Source organism: Rhodococcus sp. AD45-ID, from assembly GCF_003023755.1.
Taxonomy (GTDB): Bacteria; Actinomycetota; Actinomycetes; order Mycobacteriales; family Mycobacteriaceae; genus Rhodococcus_F; species Rhodococcus_F globerula.
Genome location: NZ_PYHL01000002.1, coordinates 1,662,735 through 1,679,809, shown reverse-complemented (window position 1 = coordinate 1,679,809; position 17,075 = coordinate 1,662,735). Strand labels below are relative to the sequence as shown.

General features: G+C 61.8%; 15 protein-coding genes and 1 riboswitch. Of the genes, 14 read left to right on the top strand and 1 reads right to left on the bottom strand.

The genetic code is table 11. From position 1 onward, the window contains the following. Positions 1 to 19: 19 nt before the first annotated feature. The 3 genes from C7T36_RS23900 to pepN all read left to right on the top strand — a co-directional run bounded on the left by C7T36_RS23900 (position 20) and on the right by pepN (position 4,747). On the top strand, positions 20 to 1,324 hold the full coding sequence (locus C7T36_RS23900; RefSeq protein ID WP_106939801.1) for a DUF1254 domain-containing protein: 1,305 nt from the start codon (positions 20 to 22) through the stop codon (positions 1,322 to 1,324). 97 nt (positions 1,325 to 1,421) lie between these two features. Then, positions 1,422 to 2,222: a bifunctional hydroxymethylpyrimidine kinase/phosphomethylpyrimidine kinase gene (gene thiD, locus C7T36_RS23895; protein WP_033231904.1), complete on the top strand. Its 801-nt coding sequence runs from the start codon at positions 1,422 to 1,424 to the stop codon at positions 2,220 to 2,222. A gap of 38 nt (positions 2,223 to 2,260) precedes the next feature. Further along, positions 2,261 to 4,747 carry an aminopeptidase N gene (gene pepN / locus C7T36_RS23890; RefSeq protein ID WP_045067857.1) on the top strand — a complete coding sequence of 829 codons (2,487 nt, stop codon included), beginning with the start codon at positions 2,261 to 2,263 and terminating at the stop codon, positions 4,745 to 4,747. A 1-nt stretch (position 4,748) separates the two neighbouring features. Here pepN and C7T36_RS23885 read toward each other — a convergent pair whose 3' ends face one another. Further along, on the bottom strand, positions 4,749 to 6,965 hold the full coding sequence (locus C7T36_RS23885; protein ID WP_045067856.1) for a DUF2254 domain-containing protein: 2,217 nt from the start codon (positions 6,963 to 6,965) through the stop codon (positions 4,749 to 4,751). A gap of 101 nt (positions 6,966 to 7,066) precedes the next feature. Here C7T36_RS23885 and C7T36_RS23880 point away from each other — a divergent pair, with 101 nt between their 5' ends. The 11 genes from C7T36_RS23880 (at position 7,067) to gcvP (ending at position 17,065) form a co-directional block, all read left to right on the top strand. Next, positions 7,067 to 7,681, top strand: a complete 615-nt coding sequence (locus C7T36_RS23880; protein WP_033231907.1) for a CoA pyrophosphatase — start codon at positions 7,067 to 7,069, stop codon at positions 7,679 to 7,681. A gap of 212 nt (positions 7,682 to 7,893) precedes the next feature. Next, entirely contained in the window at positions 7,894 to 8,427 is a 534-nt protein-coding gene (locus tag C7T36_RS23875) for a CDP-alcohol phosphatidyltransferase family protein (protein ID WP_371851319.1), read from the top strand. Then, positions 8,424 to 9,290 carry a DUF881 domain-containing protein gene (locus C7T36_RS23870; RefSeq protein ID WP_045067855.1) on the top strand — a complete coding sequence of 289 codons (867 nt, stop codon included), beginning with the start codon at positions 8,424 to 8,426 and terminating at the stop codon, positions 9,288 to 9,290. Before C7T36_RS23875 ends, C7T36_RS23870 begins: the two co-directional genes overlap by 4 nt. Before the next feature lie 14 nt (positions 9,291 to 9,304). Further along, entirely contained in the window at positions 9,305 to 9,655 is a 351-nt protein-coding gene (locus tag C7T36_RS23865) for a small basic family protein (protein WP_033231909.1), read from the top strand. Between the two features lie 3 nt (positions 9,656 to 9,658). Then, positions 9,659 to 10,411, top strand: coding sequence for a DUF881 domain-containing protein (locus C7T36_RS23860; protein WP_033231910.1), 753 nt, complete (start codon positions 9,659 to 9,661; stop codon positions 10,409 to 10,411). A 46-nt stretch (positions 10,412 to 10,457) separates the two neighbouring features. Continuing rightward, on the top strand, positions 10,458 to 10,862 hold the full coding sequence (gene gcvH, locus C7T36_RS23855) for a glycine cleavage system protein GcvH (protein ID WP_033231911.1): 405 nt from the start codon (positions 10,458 to 10,460) through the stop codon (positions 10,860 to 10,862). A gap of 199 nt (positions 10,863 to 11,061) precedes the next feature. Then, a complete protein-coding gene (gene garA / locus C7T36_RS23850) occupies positions 11,062 to 11,553 on the top strand; it encodes a glycogen accumulation regulator GarA (RefSeq protein WP_033231912.1) in 492 nt (163 codons plus the stop codon). After that, positions 11,553 to 12,290, top strand: coding sequence for a MerR family transcriptional regulator (locus tag C7T36_RS23845; protein WP_033231913.1), 738 nt, complete (start codon positions 11,553 to 11,555; stop codon positions 12,288 to 12,290). The genes garA and C7T36_RS23845 overlap by 1 nt, the downstream gene beginning before the upstream one ends. 89 nt (positions 12,291 to 12,379) lie before the next feature. Then, positions 12,380 to 12,853, top strand: coding sequence for a bifunctional nuclease family protein (locus C7T36_RS23840; protein WP_033231914.1), 474 nt, complete (start codon positions 12,380 to 12,382; stop codon positions 12,851 to 12,853). A gap of 407 nt (positions 12,854 to 13,260) precedes the next feature. Continuing rightward, a complete protein-coding gene (locus tag C7T36_RS23835) occupies positions 13,261 to 13,812 on the top strand; it encodes a MerR family transcriptional regulator (protein ID WP_230590041.1) in 552 nt (183 codons plus the stop codon). Between the two features lie 213 nt (positions 13,813 to 14,025). Continuing rightward, positions 14,026 to 14,154: riboswitch (glycine riboswitch) on the top strand. A 52-nt stretch (positions 14,155 to 14,206) separates the two neighbouring features. Then, positions 14,207 to 17,065, top strand: a complete 2,859-nt coding sequence (gcvP, locus tag C7T36_RS23825) for an aminomethyl-transferring glycine dehydrogenase (protein ID WP_045068165.1) — start codon at positions 14,207 to 14,209, stop codon at positions 17,063 to 17,065. The last annotated feature ends 10 nt before the right edge of the window (positions 17,066 to 17,075 follow it).

Genomic DNA, 17,075 nt, shown 5'->3' with positions numbered 1-17,075 from the left:
CCGATTGAAGGACACGAGTGTGAGTGCACTGACAGAGACCGCGGCCGCTGCTTATTTCTATTACTACCCGCTGGTGGAGAACCTCCGACAGGTGGAGCGTTATGTCACGACCGGCGTCGGCTCCAATCCTGCAACACCGTTCAACAGTTTCTCGCATGCCCGCAAACTTGCAGGGCCAGAGGACACGTTTGTCACGATCAACAACGACACCGTCTATTCGATGGCGCAGCTTGACCTTTCGGGTGGACCACTGCGATTGGACGTGCCCGCAACCGGGGATCGCTATTACGTACTCCAATTTGTCGACGCCTGGACGAACAACATCGCGTATGTCGGCACGCGGGCTACGGGCAATGAAGCCGGCAGTTTTCTGATCGTCCCACCGGGCTGGACCGGAGAATCGGAGCATCCGGTGGTCCAGGCCTCAACCGACATTGTGTCGATAGTCGGCCGATTTGCCTGCACCGGCCCTGGCGACATTCCCGCCGTGACGAAGCTGCAGGATTTGCTGATACTCGAGTCACTCGACCCGGCCGCGACAGTGAACGGTCTACCCGCGGTGGACGCGAACCTTACCGACGATCTGCTCTTCTGGCAGCAGGCACACCGCTGGTCACAGGCATTCCCCGCTCCGACCGCGGAATCTGCCCTGATCGAGCAGTTTTCCGGTTTGTGGTCTCCGGATGTCGACAGCGATGACCTGCGCGCCTGGTATGCGGACGGCGTCGCGGAGCTCGAGGACGCCACCAAACACGGCCAGGCACCGGTCTTCAACGGATGGACGGTGGGCCTGCATCTCTTCGACTACAACCTCTACAACCTCGGCCTCGGAACGATCGACGACGACCGGTGGAAGATCCTGGACGAGAAGGTGCGCATTGTCGAAAGGGCGATTGCGTGCCGCCTGGGGCTGTGGGGAAATCACGCCTACGAAGCGGTGTATGCACAAGCCTTCACCGACGTGACCGGAGCGCCTCTGATCGGCGAGAACACCTATCTCATCAACTTCCCGGAGAAACCGCCCGTCGGCGCATTCTGGTCGATCACGCTCTACGACATTCCGCGCTACTACCTGGTTGACAACCCGATAGACCGGTACTCGATCGGCGACCGCACCGCCGGAATCCGCTACGAAACAGATGGGTCTCTCCGGATCACCATCTCGAAGGACGCGCCGACCGACGCCACCGCGCGAGCAAACTGGCTGCCGTCGCCCGATGCAGCATTCAGGCTGGTGCTTCGGCTCTATATGCCAGGGGAGGCGATCCTCGACGAAACCTATTCGTACCCTCCGGTGGAGCGGGTGAGTAACCAGGACACGTAGTCGCGGAGAAGCGCCGGGGTCAACGTTGATAAACTTCGACCTCCGGCGTTCGCGGGTATCCGTGAATGGTGTCGAAGCCTCAAAAGGAGTTTGTACCGTGGTTGACCTCGCCTATGTCATCGCTGGATCCGAATCCACCGGTGGTGCCGGCTTACAGGTCGACCTCAAGACCTTCCAGGCCCGCGGTGTCTACGGAATCGCCACCACGACGTGCATCGTGTCCTTCGACCCGAAGAACAACTGGGGCCACCGCTTTGTCCCCATCGCACCCGAGGTGATCGCAGACCAGATCGAGGCAGCAACGTCGGCGCACGATCTCGACGTCGTGAAGATCGGCATGCTGGGAACTCCCGCGACCATCGAGGTTGTTGCGGAGGGGCTGCGTCGTCAGTCGTGGCGGCACGTGGTTCTCGATCCGGTTCTGATCTGCAAGGGTCAGGAGCCCGGAGCGGCACTCGATACCGATACGGCACTTCGTGATTCGATCCTGCCCCTCGCAACTGTTGTCACCCCGAATCTCTTCGAGGCGCGCACCTTGGCCGGAATGGACGCGATCTCGAGCGTCGACGAACTGATCGAAGCAGCGCGTCGTATCCACGATCTCGGACCGAAGTACGTTCTGGCCAAGGGTGGCGTGGAACTGGCCGGCGACGACGCCGTCGACGTGCTGTTCGACGGAACCGACGTGACGGTACTTTCTGCTCCCAAGGTTGGCCAGGAGCGCGTCTCCGGTGCCGGTTGCACCCTTGCCGCTGCGGTGACCGCAGAACTCGCAAAGGGCGCTGACGTGGGAGAAGCTGTGGCACTGGCAAAGAAGTTTGTCACCGCGGGTATCGAGGCCCGGGTCTCGGCGCACACGCCGTTCGACACCGTGTGGCAGGGAGCTTTCACTGGATAGGGGACCTGATGTTCGCCCGGCCTGGCAGGATCAGACGGGTGAGCACAGCAAACCTGAACCGAACTGAAGTCACTCTCCGATCGTCCGCGGTATCGGTCACCGGTTATCGAGTGGAGTTGGACCTCCGCTCGGCGGTCGACCCTGCTGTGGCGACGTTCAAGACCGTCACCACGATCGAGATGACATCGACCGTGGATTCTACGTGGCTCGATTTCATCGGTAGGGCAGTCGAATCGGTGGAGGTGAACGGCCGTCGCATCGCTGTCGAGTACGACGGTGCGCGGATCGCGCTGAACGGGTTGTCGGATGTGAACGTCGTGCAGGTTGTTTCGCTTGCGGAGTACAGCCGCTCCGGAGAGGGTCTGCACAGATTTGTCGACGACGCCGACGGGCAGGCGTACCTCTACACACAATACGAACCAGCGGATGCGCGTCGGGTGTTTGCGTGCTTCGAGCAGCCGGACATGAAGGCGCCATTCACTTTTGTGGTCACGGCACCGCAGTCCTGGGAAGTGCTGTCGAATCAGGTTCCCGTGCAGACAGATTCGAATTTCGCCGGCAGCAAGACCGTCACTTTTGCTCCGACACTGCCTATTTCGACGTACATCACGGCAGTGGCGGCCGGTCCGTACCATCGAGTGAGTTCGGGGTGGAGTCGCGGCGACCTCACCGTCGAACTGGGTGTTCTGTGCCGAGCGTCGCTGGCCCAGTACCTCGATGCCGACGACGTGTTCGAGGTGACTCGGCAAGGTCTCGACTTTTATGCCGATGCCTTCGACTACCCGTATCCGTTCGGCAAGTACGACCAGATATTCGTTCCCGAATACAACCTCGGCGCAATGGAGAATCCGGGCCTCGTCACCTTCACAGAGTCCTACGTGTTTCGCGGCAAAGCCACTGCCGAGCAGTACCAGCGCCGCGCGAACACGATCCTGCACGAGATGGCACACATGTGGTTCGGCGACCTCGTGACCATGGTGTGGTGGGACGATCTGTGGCTCAAGGAATCGTTCGCCGATTTCATGGGATCGCTTGTCAGCGTCGAGGCAACGCGGTTCACCGACGCCTGGGTGGCGTTTGCGATCAAGCGAAAAGCCTGGGCGTACGTGCAGGACCAGTTGCCGACCACGCATCCGATCGTCGCCGACATCGTCGATCTGGAAGCTGCGAAGCTGAACTTCGACGGCATTACCTACGCCAAAGGTGCGAGTGTCCTCAAACAACTGGTGGCCTTTGTCGGGCGTGACGCGTTTTTCGAGGCGTCACGGAAGTACTTCCGGGCGAACGCTTTCGGTAACACTCGGCTAGTCGATTTCCTCGACGCGCTGAGCGCGACGTCCGGGCGAGACATGCGCGATTGGTCACGTGCCTGGCTCGAGACAACGGGAGTGTCGACGTTGACGTTCGAGGGCGGGGAATTGGTGCAAACTGATCCACGACCGCATCGTCTGGCAGTCGGGGTCTACAACTACGGCGATACCGGCGACCTGGTTCGCACGGCACGCGTCGAGGTCGACATTTCGGCGGAGCGCACACCGATCGACGTTCCCGCGGGACCACTGATCGTGCTCAACGACGACGACCTGACATACGCAAAGATTCGGCTCGACGCCGCGTCGCTGGCCACCGTCGAATCGTCGCTCGAGCGTGTTGTCGATCCACTCGCGCGTGGATTGATTCTGTCCTCGCTGTGGAACTCCGTACGTGACGGTGAGCTGTCGGTATTCCGGTACCTCGCGGTGGCCGAACAAAGTGGCCCTTCCGAACCGGACCTGGCGATTCTCAGTTCGATCACTGCTGACGCGCAGTTCGCAATCGCGCACTACGTTCCGCGCGAGCTGCGCTCCAGCGCGGCGGCTGGGTGGTTGGCGACGGCATGGAAGGCGATGTTCGAGAGCGAACCGGAATCGGGCCGTCAGTTGGCGTGGGCCCGAGCCTGTGCCGCCGCGGCGGCGCTCGACGATTCGCGGGCTGACGCGTTGCGTGCCATCCTGCTCGGCGAGAGCCCCGGCCCGATCGGGCTCGCTCTCGACCCCGATCTTCGGTGGTCGATGTGGATTGCCCTGGCTGCCACAGGCTTTGCCGAACCGAGTGACCTCGACCACGAGTTGCGCAGCGACGGGACATCGGCCGGCCGGATCGCATACGCTCGCGCACTCGCGTCGTTGCCCACCGCAGCGACCAAGCAACGCGTCTGGCAGGCCGCAACCACAGACTTCACATTGTCGAACGATCATCTCGATGCCATGATCGGCGGCTTCAAAGCCGGCGTCGACGCGTCCCTGATCGAGGGCTACGCGGCGGACTATTTTGCCTCGTTGCGCACGTGGTGGTCAGGGCGCAGCATCGAGATTGCGCGGCGCCTGGTGAATGGCTTGTTCCCGGCGTCCGGGGATCTGATTGCGGTCGATCGGTGGCTCGACGCCAATGCCGATGCGCCGGCGTCGTTGCGGCGGTTGGTGCTCGAGAAGCGCGACAACCTGTCTCGGGATCTGAAGGTTCAGGCGTTCAACTCGGCGCTCTGAATTACTTCGCTCCTGGTTGTCCGACAATCAGAGGATGGACACGGCCGCTTGCACCTGCCTCGGATCCGAGGCCCTGGGGATCGGCGACACCGGCCAGGCGTATGTCCAGTTCGCCGGTCCACTCGCGGGTCAGTTCGGCGTCCATGGCGTCGAGGCGTTCGAGGAGCGGAGCGTGCTGATCCACCGGGCACGCTGCCAGCAAGGTCGTGAACACGGCGCGCAAGCGGCGCTGCACCTGGGCGGAATTGGTACTGAAGTGCCGAATTTCGTCGGTCGCGATGGACACGTAGTCCGTCCAGGTTCTCTGCTGCCCGCGGATTCGGGTCAACGTGGACGTCGCGGAGTCGGCATGCACCCGCGGTGCCAGCAGAACGAGCAGATCCTCGATGTGGTCGAGAGCTTGGACCGCGCGGCCAGGATCGTTGATAGCCGGAGACAATGCTTTGAGCGCAATATCGACAATGGATTGGATTGCCGCGGCCGGACCGACTACGGGACCGTGAGTGTCACCGAAAACCAGGCACGACATCAGCGAATCCGGACGGATCGCCATCGAGGTGCCACGGACTTCGAACAGCGGCGCGTTCTGGGCGACGAATTCTCCGATGCCGGGCACGACTGCGATGCTGACCCCCCACTTCGATGCCAACCGCTCCAGTCGCGGCAGGTTGATCGCCAGCAGTATGCGCCCGTTGGGGGAGAGGTGTCGCAGTCGGACGATCAAGAGGTCTGCGGACTCGTCGTCGGCCAGTGCGGGATTGGCGACTACGGGTGCAGCAGTTGCGTCCAACGTCGACTCGTCGTAATGCGGGTAGGAGCGAACGATTGCGCTTCGTCCTTCGGCTGCGATCCATCGCAGGAGGCGACTGGAATTGAGAATCGAGCCAACTCGGGACACCAGTGCAATAAACAGAATGGCGCTGATGATCGCAAGAAACAGCGCCGTGTACGTGGATATCTGGGGAGCTGAATGTTGGGTGTTGAGAGCAAGATCGAGGGCAACGATGATCGAGTAGACAAATGTCGCGAGAAACATCCCGATGGACCATCGCATGACTCGCTGCTGAGCCAGCATCGGCACCACTCGCACCGATATCTGCGAAGCGCCGAATTGCATGGCCAGTGTGATCGCAGTGAACACCAGACCGGTGAGGGTGATCATTCCACCGGCAATCACGCTCAGCAGAGTGGCTGTGGCTCCCGGATCTACGGCATATTCGAGCGAATCAGAACCGAAGCCGTCGAATACCGAACTGTCGAGATCGATAAGCGTGTCGGCCAAGAAGAATGCCGCGACGACAAGCAGAACAGGTAACCGCCACACGGGGACGGTGCGAAGCCGTCTGCGGGTACGACGCCACCGCAGTGCGTCGGATAGCCGCCACTTCGGAGTCGTAGCCGGGGGCTCGGGTGTCGACACCGTGGTCGGTTCAGCTGCTGCTGAAGGGATTGGTTCCGGTACCCCGAAACTCCCCGAGACGCTTTCCTGGAATCGAATTTTGGCTTTGATCAGTGGTTCCCTGACGCGTTGCTCGCGAGCGACCGCGCGAGACATCTTCGCCGGCTTGTCGCGATACCGGGATCTGGCCCACGGCGCACCCGGTCGGCTCAGCCGGATTGCGCCGACGATGAGGAGCGGCGGGAAAAACAATCCGATCAAACCGGTCCACAACTTGCCTTTGAGAAGTGTGATCATCGCGAGTGCCAATTGGAGTATCAGCGCGACAACAATTGCAATGAGGGTTGCGATACTGCGATCTTCCTCGTACGGGTCGAACTCGCCGGCAAACCCGATCGGATGGACGCCGAACAAGAAAAGAAAGGAAATGGCGATCGCCACGAAGACCGCATCTATCGACGACCGACCTTCTTCGGCCCAATAGACATCACGCAAATGCAGAACCAGCGCATATTCGTCGAGAACCAAGGCGCTACCGATTCCGAACACCGACGCGAGCACACAATTGGCGACCGGGGTGTGGAAATCCGCTAATGCGATAAAGGCAAACCCGGAGACGAGCATCATCATCAGCCCGAACACCATGTGATGGATATGCATGCCGCCCGGCGTGACATTGCCCGGCCACCACGACACCTCGGCGCGGATCATGCGCACACTGAATCTGATGAACAGAAAGGTAAGCAGGAACGCGACCAGCAGGAAGAACAACGGTAGTCGTCCGGTATCGACGACCGTGTGCTCGAACCATGCCTTCACTACGTCAGCATGACAGGGTTTTCCGCAGGTATTCTCGCAAAACGCTCAATTGGAAACTGGCCTGTGTCTGAATCTCGCCGGGGCCGCGCTACTGTCGAGAAATGGTGAACGCGGATTTACTGGATCGGGCCCATGTCGAATCAGCCTTTTCGACCTTCGAACCGCGGTCTGTCGACCTCGACGGGCGCAGGTTGGCATCTGTGGTCTTTGCCCTGATGCGAGATGCCGACGGCACATCGGTGTTCCCGCTGACCAAGCGGCCGAGCAAAATGCGCGCGCACCCCGGTCAATTCGCCCTGCCAGGCGGGAGCGTCGACGCCGGTGAAACACCCGAAGAAGGCGCCCTGCGCGAACTCTCCGAAGAACTGGGGCTGACCGCCGCGACGTCCGACATCATCGGCCGCCTCGACGATTACGTCACACGCTCAGGCTTCGTGATCCGCCCGTTTGTCGTGTGGTCGGGCGCCGAGATCGAAAAATTGGTACCCAACCCGGACGAGGTTGCGTCGTTGTACGCGGTCACATCAGCCGAACTCGATGTGGACCCGCGTTTCGTGTCGATCGAGGAGTCGCCGAATCCTGTGGTGCAGTGGCCGTTTCGAACCAGCCTCGTGCATGCTCCGACCGGTGCCGTCGTCTACCAACTCCGGGAAGTTCTCAGTGGGCGGCACACCCGGATCGACAACCTCGAACAACCCGTCTTCGCCTGGCGGTAACAACACCCGCACGGCGCGAGCGACCCTGGGCACGCACGAGGGGCGGCCATGAGCAAAATGTCGCAAGTGCTGTGGAAAGCTGGCACCACGGCGCCGCAACGGCGGGCAGTTCGATGCGGAGTGCGGAACAATACGAGGTGTGTGCAGTGACATCAGGTGAACAGGAACTTGTCGTGACAGATCGAGTTCTGACGGTTCCCAACATTCTCAGCATGGCTCGCCTGCTGCTGCTCCCGGTGTTCGCTTACCTGCTCTTGGTGACACATTCTGACGGGTGGGCGCTGGCGCTGCTGATGCTCACCGGATTCACGGACTGGCTCGACGGCAAACTGGCGCGGATTCTCGATCAGAGCTCGAAATTGGGCGCTGTTCTCGATCCACTGGTCGACCGCTTGTACGTCGTGACGACGCTCGTGACGTTTGTGGCCCGCGACTTCATCCCCTGGTGGGTCGCAGCGATCCTGATCGGCCGGGACTTGATCCTTGCTCTCACTCTTCCGATCTACCGCAGACGCGGCCTCCCGCCGCCCGAGGTCATCTATCTCGGCAAAGCCGCGACATTCCTGCTGATGTTTGCGTTGCCGCTGATACTGGCCGGCCACGGAGATTGGCCGATCGCCGGATTCACTCACGCTTTCGGTTTTGCCTTCCTGATCTGGGGAACAGTCCTGTACGTGTGGACCGCCGTGATCTACGTGCTCAAAGCTGCCCGGATTGCGCGGACCTACGAGGTTGTACCCCGATGAAAAGAACGGGGGAGGACGTGCGCCGCAACCCGGTGCCGTCACTGCTCCGGTCGCTGATGACCGAACACCTCGATCCCGGATACGAGGCTGCAGCACTCGAACGAGAACATGAACACAGCAAGAACTCCATGCCCCGAACCGGGCCGTGGCTGGCTCTGGGCGGACTCCTGCTCGGTTTTGTCCTGACAGTCTCAGCGGTCTCGGCAGTTGGGCAGGTGTCCGGCACCGAAGATCTCCGTTCCGATCTCGTTGCGAAGGTACGTGCGACCGAAGATCAGATCGACGATCTGGACGCGACTCGGGACTCCCTCACCGAGCAGGTCGACGCCGCCCGAGCCACCGCATTGGCCGGAGACACCGAAGGCAACCAAATTCTCGGGGAACTGCGCGGCGTCGAATCCGAAGCGGGCGCCGAAGCCGTACACGGCGAAGGCATCACCGTCACCCTCACCGACCCGGCTGGGCGCCCCAATCTTTCCGACGCATCGCAACGCAGCGTCGGGGGAAAGAGCGTCGTACTCGATAGAGATATACAGAGTGTGGTCAACGCACTGTGGGCCGGCGGCGCCGAGGCCGTTGCCGTGGGCGGCGTGCGCATCGGCCCGACGGTGACGATCCGTCAGGCCGGCGGCGCGATGCTGGTCGACAATCAGCCCGTCTTCTCGCCGTACGTCGTCGAGGCGATCGGTGACTCTCGTGCGTTGCAGCGAGAATTTGTCGTGAGCGATGCCTACCTGCGGATGTCCAGCATCGCGCAGCTGTACGGCGTCGGTTTTGCTGTGGCCGAGGATAATTCGATGAGCCTTCCGCCCGCCGCAACGCGCCCGGTGCGCGTTGCGACTGAACCGATAGGACCTAGATAGATGGAGCGAGTTCGATGAAGGCCGGTTCCGCCCTGTACGGACTCGCCGCGTTGGTGATCGGCATCGTCCTGGGTGTTGTCTTCAGCCCACAGGTGCCCGACGCATTCGCGCCGTATCTTCCGATTGCCGTTGTAGCCGCACTCGATGCGGTATTCGGTGGCTTGCGGGCGTACTTGGACGAGATCTTCGACGCCAAGGTATTTGTCGTCTCGTTTGTCTTCAACGTTCTTGTCGCCTCGCTGATCGTCTGGCTGGGTGATCAGCTCGGAGTCGGCACGCAACTCTCGACGGCCATCGTAGTGGTCCTGGGGATTCGAATCTTCGGCAATGCAGCGGCACTGCGTCGCCGGCTGTTCGGAGCGTGAGACATGGCTGACGCGGTCAGGAAGCACGACGAGGGACGACACGAGTTGCGACCGGTGAACAAGCACCGAAGCAACGTGGTGTTCGCAATTCTTGCGACAGTTCTGCTCGGTGTTCTGGGAGTGGCAATCGCAACTCAGGTGCGCAGCACCGTTGCGGGGGACTCGCTCGATTCTGCGCGCCCCGCCGATCTCCTTGTGGTTCTCGACAACCTGAATCGGCGCGAAGCCGCGCTGCGACAGGAAGTCTCGGAGCTCGAGGATTCTCTGGCGACATTGCGGCGCAGCGGAAGCACCGACGCGGCTCTCGGTGAAGCGCAGGCCCGATTGAATGCCCTCTCCATCCAGGTGGGGACAGCGCCGGCGAGCGGTCCTGGCGTCACCATGACGTTGACCGATCCGACGGGTGGTGTCGGGCCGGAGGTGATTCTCGATCTGATCCAGGAACTACGTGCCGCCGGAGCCGAGGCTATTCAGATTGCCGGAGCCACAGGCGAACCGATCCGGATCGGCGTGAACTCGTGGGTCGGTGGCCGCGGCGGTGACATCGAAGTGGACGGAACCAAGATCGCAGCGCCGTACACTGTGAGCGCGATCGGCGATCCGCCGACTTTGGCAGCGGCATTGAACATTCCGGGCGGAGTGTTCGACAACGTGTCACGGGGCGGCGGAAGTTCCACCGTCGAGCAATCACAGCAGGTCACGATCTCCGCCTTGCGACAATTGAATCCGCGCCAATACGCTCAACCCGGAAATTGAATTTTTGCGTCCGGAACTTTCGGGCGGCATGTGAAAGGAAGCCACTGTGAGTGAGCTCGATACACCTACCGATCTGCGTTACACCGCGGAGCACGAGTGGGTGAAGCGAACCGGCCCGACATCTGTTCGAGTGGGCATTACCGACTTCGCTCAGTCACAGCTCGGAGATGTGGTGTTCGTTCAGCTCCCCGCCGCGGGAGAAGACGTCACCGCTGGCGAATCGCTCGGTGAGGTCGAATCGACCAAGAGCGTATCCGACATCTTTGCGCCGTTCACCGCGAAAGTTATTGCGGCTAACAGCGAATTGGACGGTGCTCCCGAACTCGTGAACACCGATCCGTACAACAACGGTTGGCTCGTCGATCTCGAGGTTGCCGACGAAGCCACTTTGGACAGTGCGATTTCGGAGACCTTGGATGCTGCGGGATACACCGCACTGACGTCCAGCTAGGGCTTGACTGCCGACCCGTTGTGTCGCGGCCAGTCTCGCTGCACACAAGGGTGCGCGCAGGGTACGGTCGTGGGGTACGCATGTGCCAAGTCGGGGTGCAGGTCGTATCTGTAAGTGACTGTGAAAGATGCTCGAGAAAAAAGTGCACTGCGTAGTCCAGTGATTTCTGATCTGGACGATTGATCGAGGAGGAGAAACAGTGAGCGAGAACGGTAACGACGCGGGCTACGGGGAGACGCCGGCGGAGACCACATCGGTATTCCGTGCAGATTTCCTCAACGAGCTCGACAACTCCTCAGCAGCACCGGCCGCCGAGCAGCCGGTTTCGGGTGTCGAAGGTCTACCTGCCGGCGCGGCTCTGCTCGTCGTCAAACGAGGACCAAACGCGGGATCGCGTTTCTTGCTGGATCAGCCGACCACGTCGGCAGGTCGCCACCCGGACAGTGACATCTTCCTCGACGATGTGACGGTCAGCCGCCGCCACGCCGAGTTCCGTCAGGAAGAAGCCGAATTCCACGTCGTCGACGTCGGAAGCCTCAACGGCACGTACGTCAACCGTGAGCCTGTCGATTCGGCAGTGCTGGCCAACGGCGACGAGGTGCAGATCGGTAAGTTCCGTCTGGTTTTCCTCACCGGCCCGCGTTCCGGCGGTTCGCAGGTGGGCGAGGCGTCAGCAGGTGCTGGTAGCTAATGACGGCATTGCGGCAGCAGAGCCAGCCGGGGATGTCTATCGGCTCCGTGCTGGATCGGTTGCGTCCAGATTTTCCCGACGTGACGATTTCGAAGATTCGTTTCCTCGAGTCCGAGGGCTTGATCAGCCCACAACGGACGCCGTCGGGATACCGCAGGTTCTCCATCGAGGACTGCGAGCGTCTTCGCTACGTACTGACCGCTCAACGTGATCAGTACCTGCCGCTGAAAGTCATCAAGGAACAACTCGAGGCGATCGACAGTGGTGCCGCGACGGTCAGCGCAGACAACTCTGCGCCGCGACGTCCGCGCGTCCTGTCGATCGCTCCGGGAGAAGTATCGCCCGAGGTTTTCCGGGTGGATCGAGAAGTCCGAGTGGGTCGGGCGGATCTTCTCGCTCGCGCGGACATCGACGATCGATTCCTGACCGACCTCATTCGCACCGGCCTGATCGTGCCAGGCGCTGCCGGATTCTTCGACGAAGACGCAGTGACGTTGGCCCGGACAGCCAAGGCGATGGCGGAATACGGTTTGGAAGTACGACATCTACGTGCGTTCAAGTTGGCTGCGGATCGTGAAGCCGGGTTGGTTACCCAGATCGCCGGACCGGTAGCCAAGGGACGTGATGCGGGTGCCCGTGATCGAGCCGAGGAAATGGTTCGAGAACTGGCAGCATTGTCGTTGACATTGCATACATGCCTGGTCAAATCAGCAGTCCGCGGAAGTCTTGATCGCTGAGTTCTCGATCATCTCGTTCCACGCGAATAGAATCTCAGTACGGTCGTGAATTCGGCCACCAGGGTCATTTCAGGTTGGAGGCAAGCTCGATGGGCGAAATGCGTGTGATCGGAGTTCGTGTCGAGCAGCCCCAGAATCAGCCGGTTTTATTGCTCCGCGAGTCAGATGGTGATCGGTACCTTCCGATCTGGATCGGGCAGACGGAAGCCACGGCGATCGTTCTGGAGCAACAGGGAGTCGAGCCGGCGAGGCCGCTCACACACGACCTGATCAAAATACTGATCGAATCCTTCGGCCGCAGTCTGCAGGAAGTCCGCATCGTGGATCTGCAAGAAGGCACGTTCTATGCCGACCTGGTTTTCGACGAGCAAACTACGGTCTCCGCTCGTCCGTCGGATTCCATCGCGTTGGCACTTCGGATCGGGGTCCCGATCTTTGCCTCGGAATCAGTCCTTGCCGAGGCGGGATTGGTCATTCCTGACGAGCGTGAAGACGAGGTGGAGAAATTCAAGGAATTCCTGGACACGATCTCGCCGGATGATTTCAAGGCAACTGACGGTTAGCCGATCGTTTCCGAGACTGGCTTGAGGCTTCAACTCTCAAGTAGAGGTTTAGTCTCGTTCGGCGTGTTGCGTTGACCAAAATCGCGCCGGGGTCTTACCGTTGCGAGCGGTGAAGATCGTTGAGCCTTGAAATAGAGTCTGGTCTTGGTGCTCTGTCGGGGCGTACTCTAGGTAAGTCCACTCGTGGAATTACGTGCCTCGGATTCACTGCTTCGAAATGTTCGGTGGTTCGAGATCGGCTGACGCGGGTATCCGTTTCTGTTCGGGTATCAGACTCTGCCGCATAGCACAGCGTGATGACACGATGGCGTATCGAGAAGGAGACGGCAGTGGAAGAACAGTCGAACTTAGGCAAGGCGGAGAATTCCGGCGTCGCTGAACTGACTGCAGATCCGGCTGCCCAATCAATGTCGGAAGAGTTGCAGCCGGGATTGTTCCCGGACGACTCCATTCCTGACGATCTTGTCGGCTACCGCGTTCCCATCGCATGCCAGATCGCCGGCATCACCTACCGTCAGCTCGATTACTGGGCACGGACCGCACTGGTCGTCCCGTCCATCCGCGGCGCGGCCGGCTCCGGCAGCCAGCGTTTGTACTCGTTCAAGGACATTCTGGTTCTCAAGATCGTCAAGCGATTGCTCGACACCGGAATCTCTTTGCAGAACATCCGGGTGGCCGTCGATCACCTGCGTCACCGCGGCGTTCGCGATCTCGCCAACATCACTCTGTTCTCCGACGGGACCACCGTCTACGAGTGCACGTCCCCCGAAGAGGTCGTAGACCTGCTCCAAGGTGGGCAGGGAGTATTCGGCATCGCCGTCAGCGGCGCGATGCGTGAACTCACCGGAACCATCGCCGACTTCCCGGCCGAGCGTGCAGACGGCGGCGAAAGTGATCCGAATCCCGAAGACGAATTGGCGTCGCGCCGCAAGAATCGCGTGAGCCGCAAGACCGGATAGTGTTCCGGGCGTCACACCCGCTCGGTCGATGTGGTGGCGACGGAAGGTCGGCCGGTCAACTAGACTGGTCCACGCGTCGCCGGCGTACGGGAGAGCCTCGGGTAGTGCTTCACACACCAGTCTTCGATTTGCGGACTTGTCGTGAGCGTTATCAGGGCGCCGAAGGAGCAATACCTCCCCGTCAATCTCTCAGGCACCAAGGACCGTACGGGCTCCGACGCCTCTGGAAAGCGGTGGGATAACCCACCCGCCGACGGGGAAAGGCTGTGGTTCCGCCGGCATGGTGGATCACTACCGAATCTCTCAGGCGCTCGTTGTCGAGCAGGCGACAGAGGGGGAGGAACACACCGCAGTCGGTGTGTGTCCTGATCCTCCGATCTGCCTGGGAGTTGTCGTGATCGACGCTGCAAGCCGTAATTTTGCCGACCGCCATGTCGGTCCGAACGCCGCGGAACTCGCGCGCATCCTCGAACTCATCGGGGTCGACTCCCTCGACGATCTCGCAACCAAGGCCGTTCCGTCGGTCATTCTCGACGCCGCACCCGGCGGAATCGCTGCCGGACTCGACGCATTGCCGTTGCCGGTCGGAGAGCACGAAGCGCTCGCGGAACTGTCCGCCCTCGCTGCCCAGAACACTGTCGCCACGTCGATGATCGGCCTCGGCTACTTCGATACGTTGACACCGCCGGTGTTGTTGCGCAACATCATCGAGAACCCGGCCTGGTACACCGCGTACACGCCGTACCAGCCCGAGATCAGCCAGGGCCGCCTCGAAGCCCTCCTCAATTTCCAGACCATGGTCGCCGATCTTTCCGGCATGGAGCTCGCCAACTCGTCCATGCTCGACGAGGCCACCGCCGCTGCCGAAGCCATGACGCTCCTGCGCCGCGCGAACCGCAGCAAGTCCCCACGCTGTGTCGTCGACGAGGACCTGTACCCGCAGACCCTTGCTGTCATCGAGACGCGCGCCGAGCCGCTCGGCATCGAGATCGTCTCCGCTGACCTCACTGCCGGACTGCCCGAGGGCGATTTCTTCGGTGTCATCGCCCAGATCCCGGGCGCTTCTGGACGCGTTGTCGACTACACCTCGATCATTGCGGAAGCTCATGAGCGCGGCGCACTGGTTGCCGTCGGTGCCGACCTACTTGCGATGACGCTCATCACCTCGCCCGGTGAGCTCGGTGCGGACGCGTGCTTCGGCACCACCCAGCGCTTCGGTGTTCCCATGGGTTACGGCGGACCGCACGCCGGTTACCTGGCGGTGCACTCCAAGCTCGCGCGTCAGCTGCCCGGCCGTTTGGTCGGCGTGTCCATCGACGCGGACGGAGACAAGGCGTATCGCCTGGCGCTGCAGACGCGTGAGCAGCACATTCGCCGTGAGAAGGCGACGTCCAACATCTGCACCGCTCAGGTGCTCCTCGCCATCCTGGCCGCGATGTATGCGAGCTACCACGGCGCCGAGGGACTCAAGGCGATTGCCTTGCGCGTCGCTGCCCGGGCGCACGCGTTGGCAAACGGTTTGCGTGAGGGCGGCGTGACCGTTGTCCACGATTCGTTCTTCGACACCGTGCTGGCTCAGGTTCCGGGCAAGGCGGCCGACGTTGTCGCTGCCGCAAAGGAATCCGGAATCAACCTGCGTCTGGTCGACGCCGATCATGTCGGCATCTCCTGCGACGAGGCCACCACCGCCGATCACGTTCTCGCGGTGCTCGACGCTTTCGGGATCGACGACGCTGTTGTCGCCATCGAAGCCGAGGGCAACTCGGTTCCGGCTGCTCAGGAGCGCACCTCCGACTACCTGCAGCACGAAGCCTTCACCCGTTACCGTACGGAAACGGCAATGCTTCGCTACCTGCGCGCGCTGTCCGACAAGGACATTGCGCTCGATCGCAGCATGATCCCGCTGGGTTCGTGCACCATGAAGCTCAACGCGACCGCCGAGATGGAATCCATCACGTGGCCCGCGTTCAACGCAATCCACCCGTTTGCGCCGACGTCCGACGCACCCGGACTGCTCAAGATCATCAAGGACCTCGAGGACTGGCTGGTCGCGGTCACCGGCTACGACAACGTCAGCCTCCAGCCCAACGCCGGCAGCCAGGGGGAGTACGCGGGCCTGCTCGCGATCCGTAACTACCACCTCAGCCGCGGCGACGATCACCGCGACACGTGCCTCATCCCGTCGAGTGCTCACGGCACCAACGCGGCTTCGGCCGTCATGGCCGGGATGCGCGTCGAGGTTGTTGCGTGCCGCCCCAACGGTGACGTCGACGTCGACGATCTGCGCGCGAAGATCGCCGATCACGCCGAGCGTCTCGCCGCGATCATGATCACCTACCCGTCCACCCACGGTGTCTACGAGCACGAGATCTCCGACATTTGCGCAGCAGTACACGACGCCGGCGGCCAGGTGTACGTCGACGGCGCCAACCTCAACGCGCTTGTCGGCCTTGCTCGTCCGGGCCGATTCGGTGGCGACGTCAGCCACCTGAACCTGCACAAGACCTTCTGCATCCCGCACGGCGGCGGGGGACCCGGCGTCGGACCGATCGGCGTGCGCTCGCACCTGACGCCGTTCCTGCCCGGACACCCGATGGCCCCCGAACTCGGTGGTAGAGGCACGATCTCGGCAGCGCCGTACGGCAGTGCGTCAATCCTGCCCATTACCTGGACCTACATCCGGATGATGGGAGCTCAGGGCCTGCGCCGCGCCAGCCTGACCGCCATCGCGTCGGCCAACTACATCGCGCGTCGACTCGACGAGTACTTCCCGGTTCTCTACACCGGCGAGAACGGCATGGTCGCGCACGAGTGCATCCTCGACCTGCGCGGTCTGACCAAGGACACCGGCGTGACCGTCGACGACGTCGCAAAGCGTCTCGCCGACTACGGTTTCCACGCTCCGACCATGAGCTTCCCCGTGGTCGGCACCTTGATGGTCGAGCCGACCGAGAGTGAAAACCTCGAGGAAATCGACGAGTTCTGCGACGCGATGATCGCCATTCGCGGCGAGATCGATCGCGTGGGAGCCGGTGAGTGGACTGTGGAGGACAACCCGCTTCGCGGCGCTCCCCACACTGCCGGAAGCATCGCGGCGCAGTGGGATCACCCGTACTCGCGTGAGATCGCAGTGTTCCCGCGCGGTAAGGCTCGTCCCAAGGTGTGGCCGTCCGTGCGTCGTATCGACGGTGCACACGGCGACCGCAACCTGATCTGCTCGTGCCCGCCGATCGAAGCGTTCGCAGGCAACTAAGGCGTGTGCC

Excerpts from the sequence above, each read along its gene's own strand:
- C7T36_RS23865 (WP_033231909.1), top strand. The coding sequence starts at position 9,305 with ATGAAGGCCGGTTCCGCCCTGTACGGACTCGCCGCGTTGGTGATCGGC.
- C7T36_RS23845 (WP_033231913.1), top strand. The coding sequence starts at position 11,553 with ATGACGGCATTGCGGCAGCAGAGCCAGCCGGGGATGTCTATCGGCTCC.
- C7T36_RS23880 (WP_033231907.1), top strand. The coding sequence starts at position 7,067 with ATGGTGAACGCGGATTTACTGGATCGGGCCCATGTCGAATCAGCCTTT.
- C7T36_RS23870 (WP_045067855.1), top strand. The coding sequence starts at position 8,424 with ATGAAAAGAACGGGGGAGGACGTGCGCCGCAACCCGGTGCCGTCACTG.
- C7T36_RS23840 (WP_033231914.1), top strand. The coding sequence starts at position 12,380 with ATGGGCGAAATGCGTGTGATCGGAGTTCGTGTCGAGCAGCCCCAGAAT.
- C7T36_RS23860 (WP_033231910.1), top strand. The coding sequence starts at position 9,659 with ATGGCTGACGCGGTCAGGAAGCACGACGAGGGACGACACGAGTTGCGA.
- C7T36_RS23875 (WP_371851319.1), top strand. The coding sequence starts at position 7,894 with ATGGCTCGCCTGCTGCTGCTCCCGGTGTTCGCTTACCTGCTCTTGGTG.
- C7T36_RS23835 (WP_230590041.1), top strand. The coding sequence starts at position 13,261 with ATGTCGGAAGAGTTGCAGCCGGGATTGTTCCCGGACGACTCCATTCCT.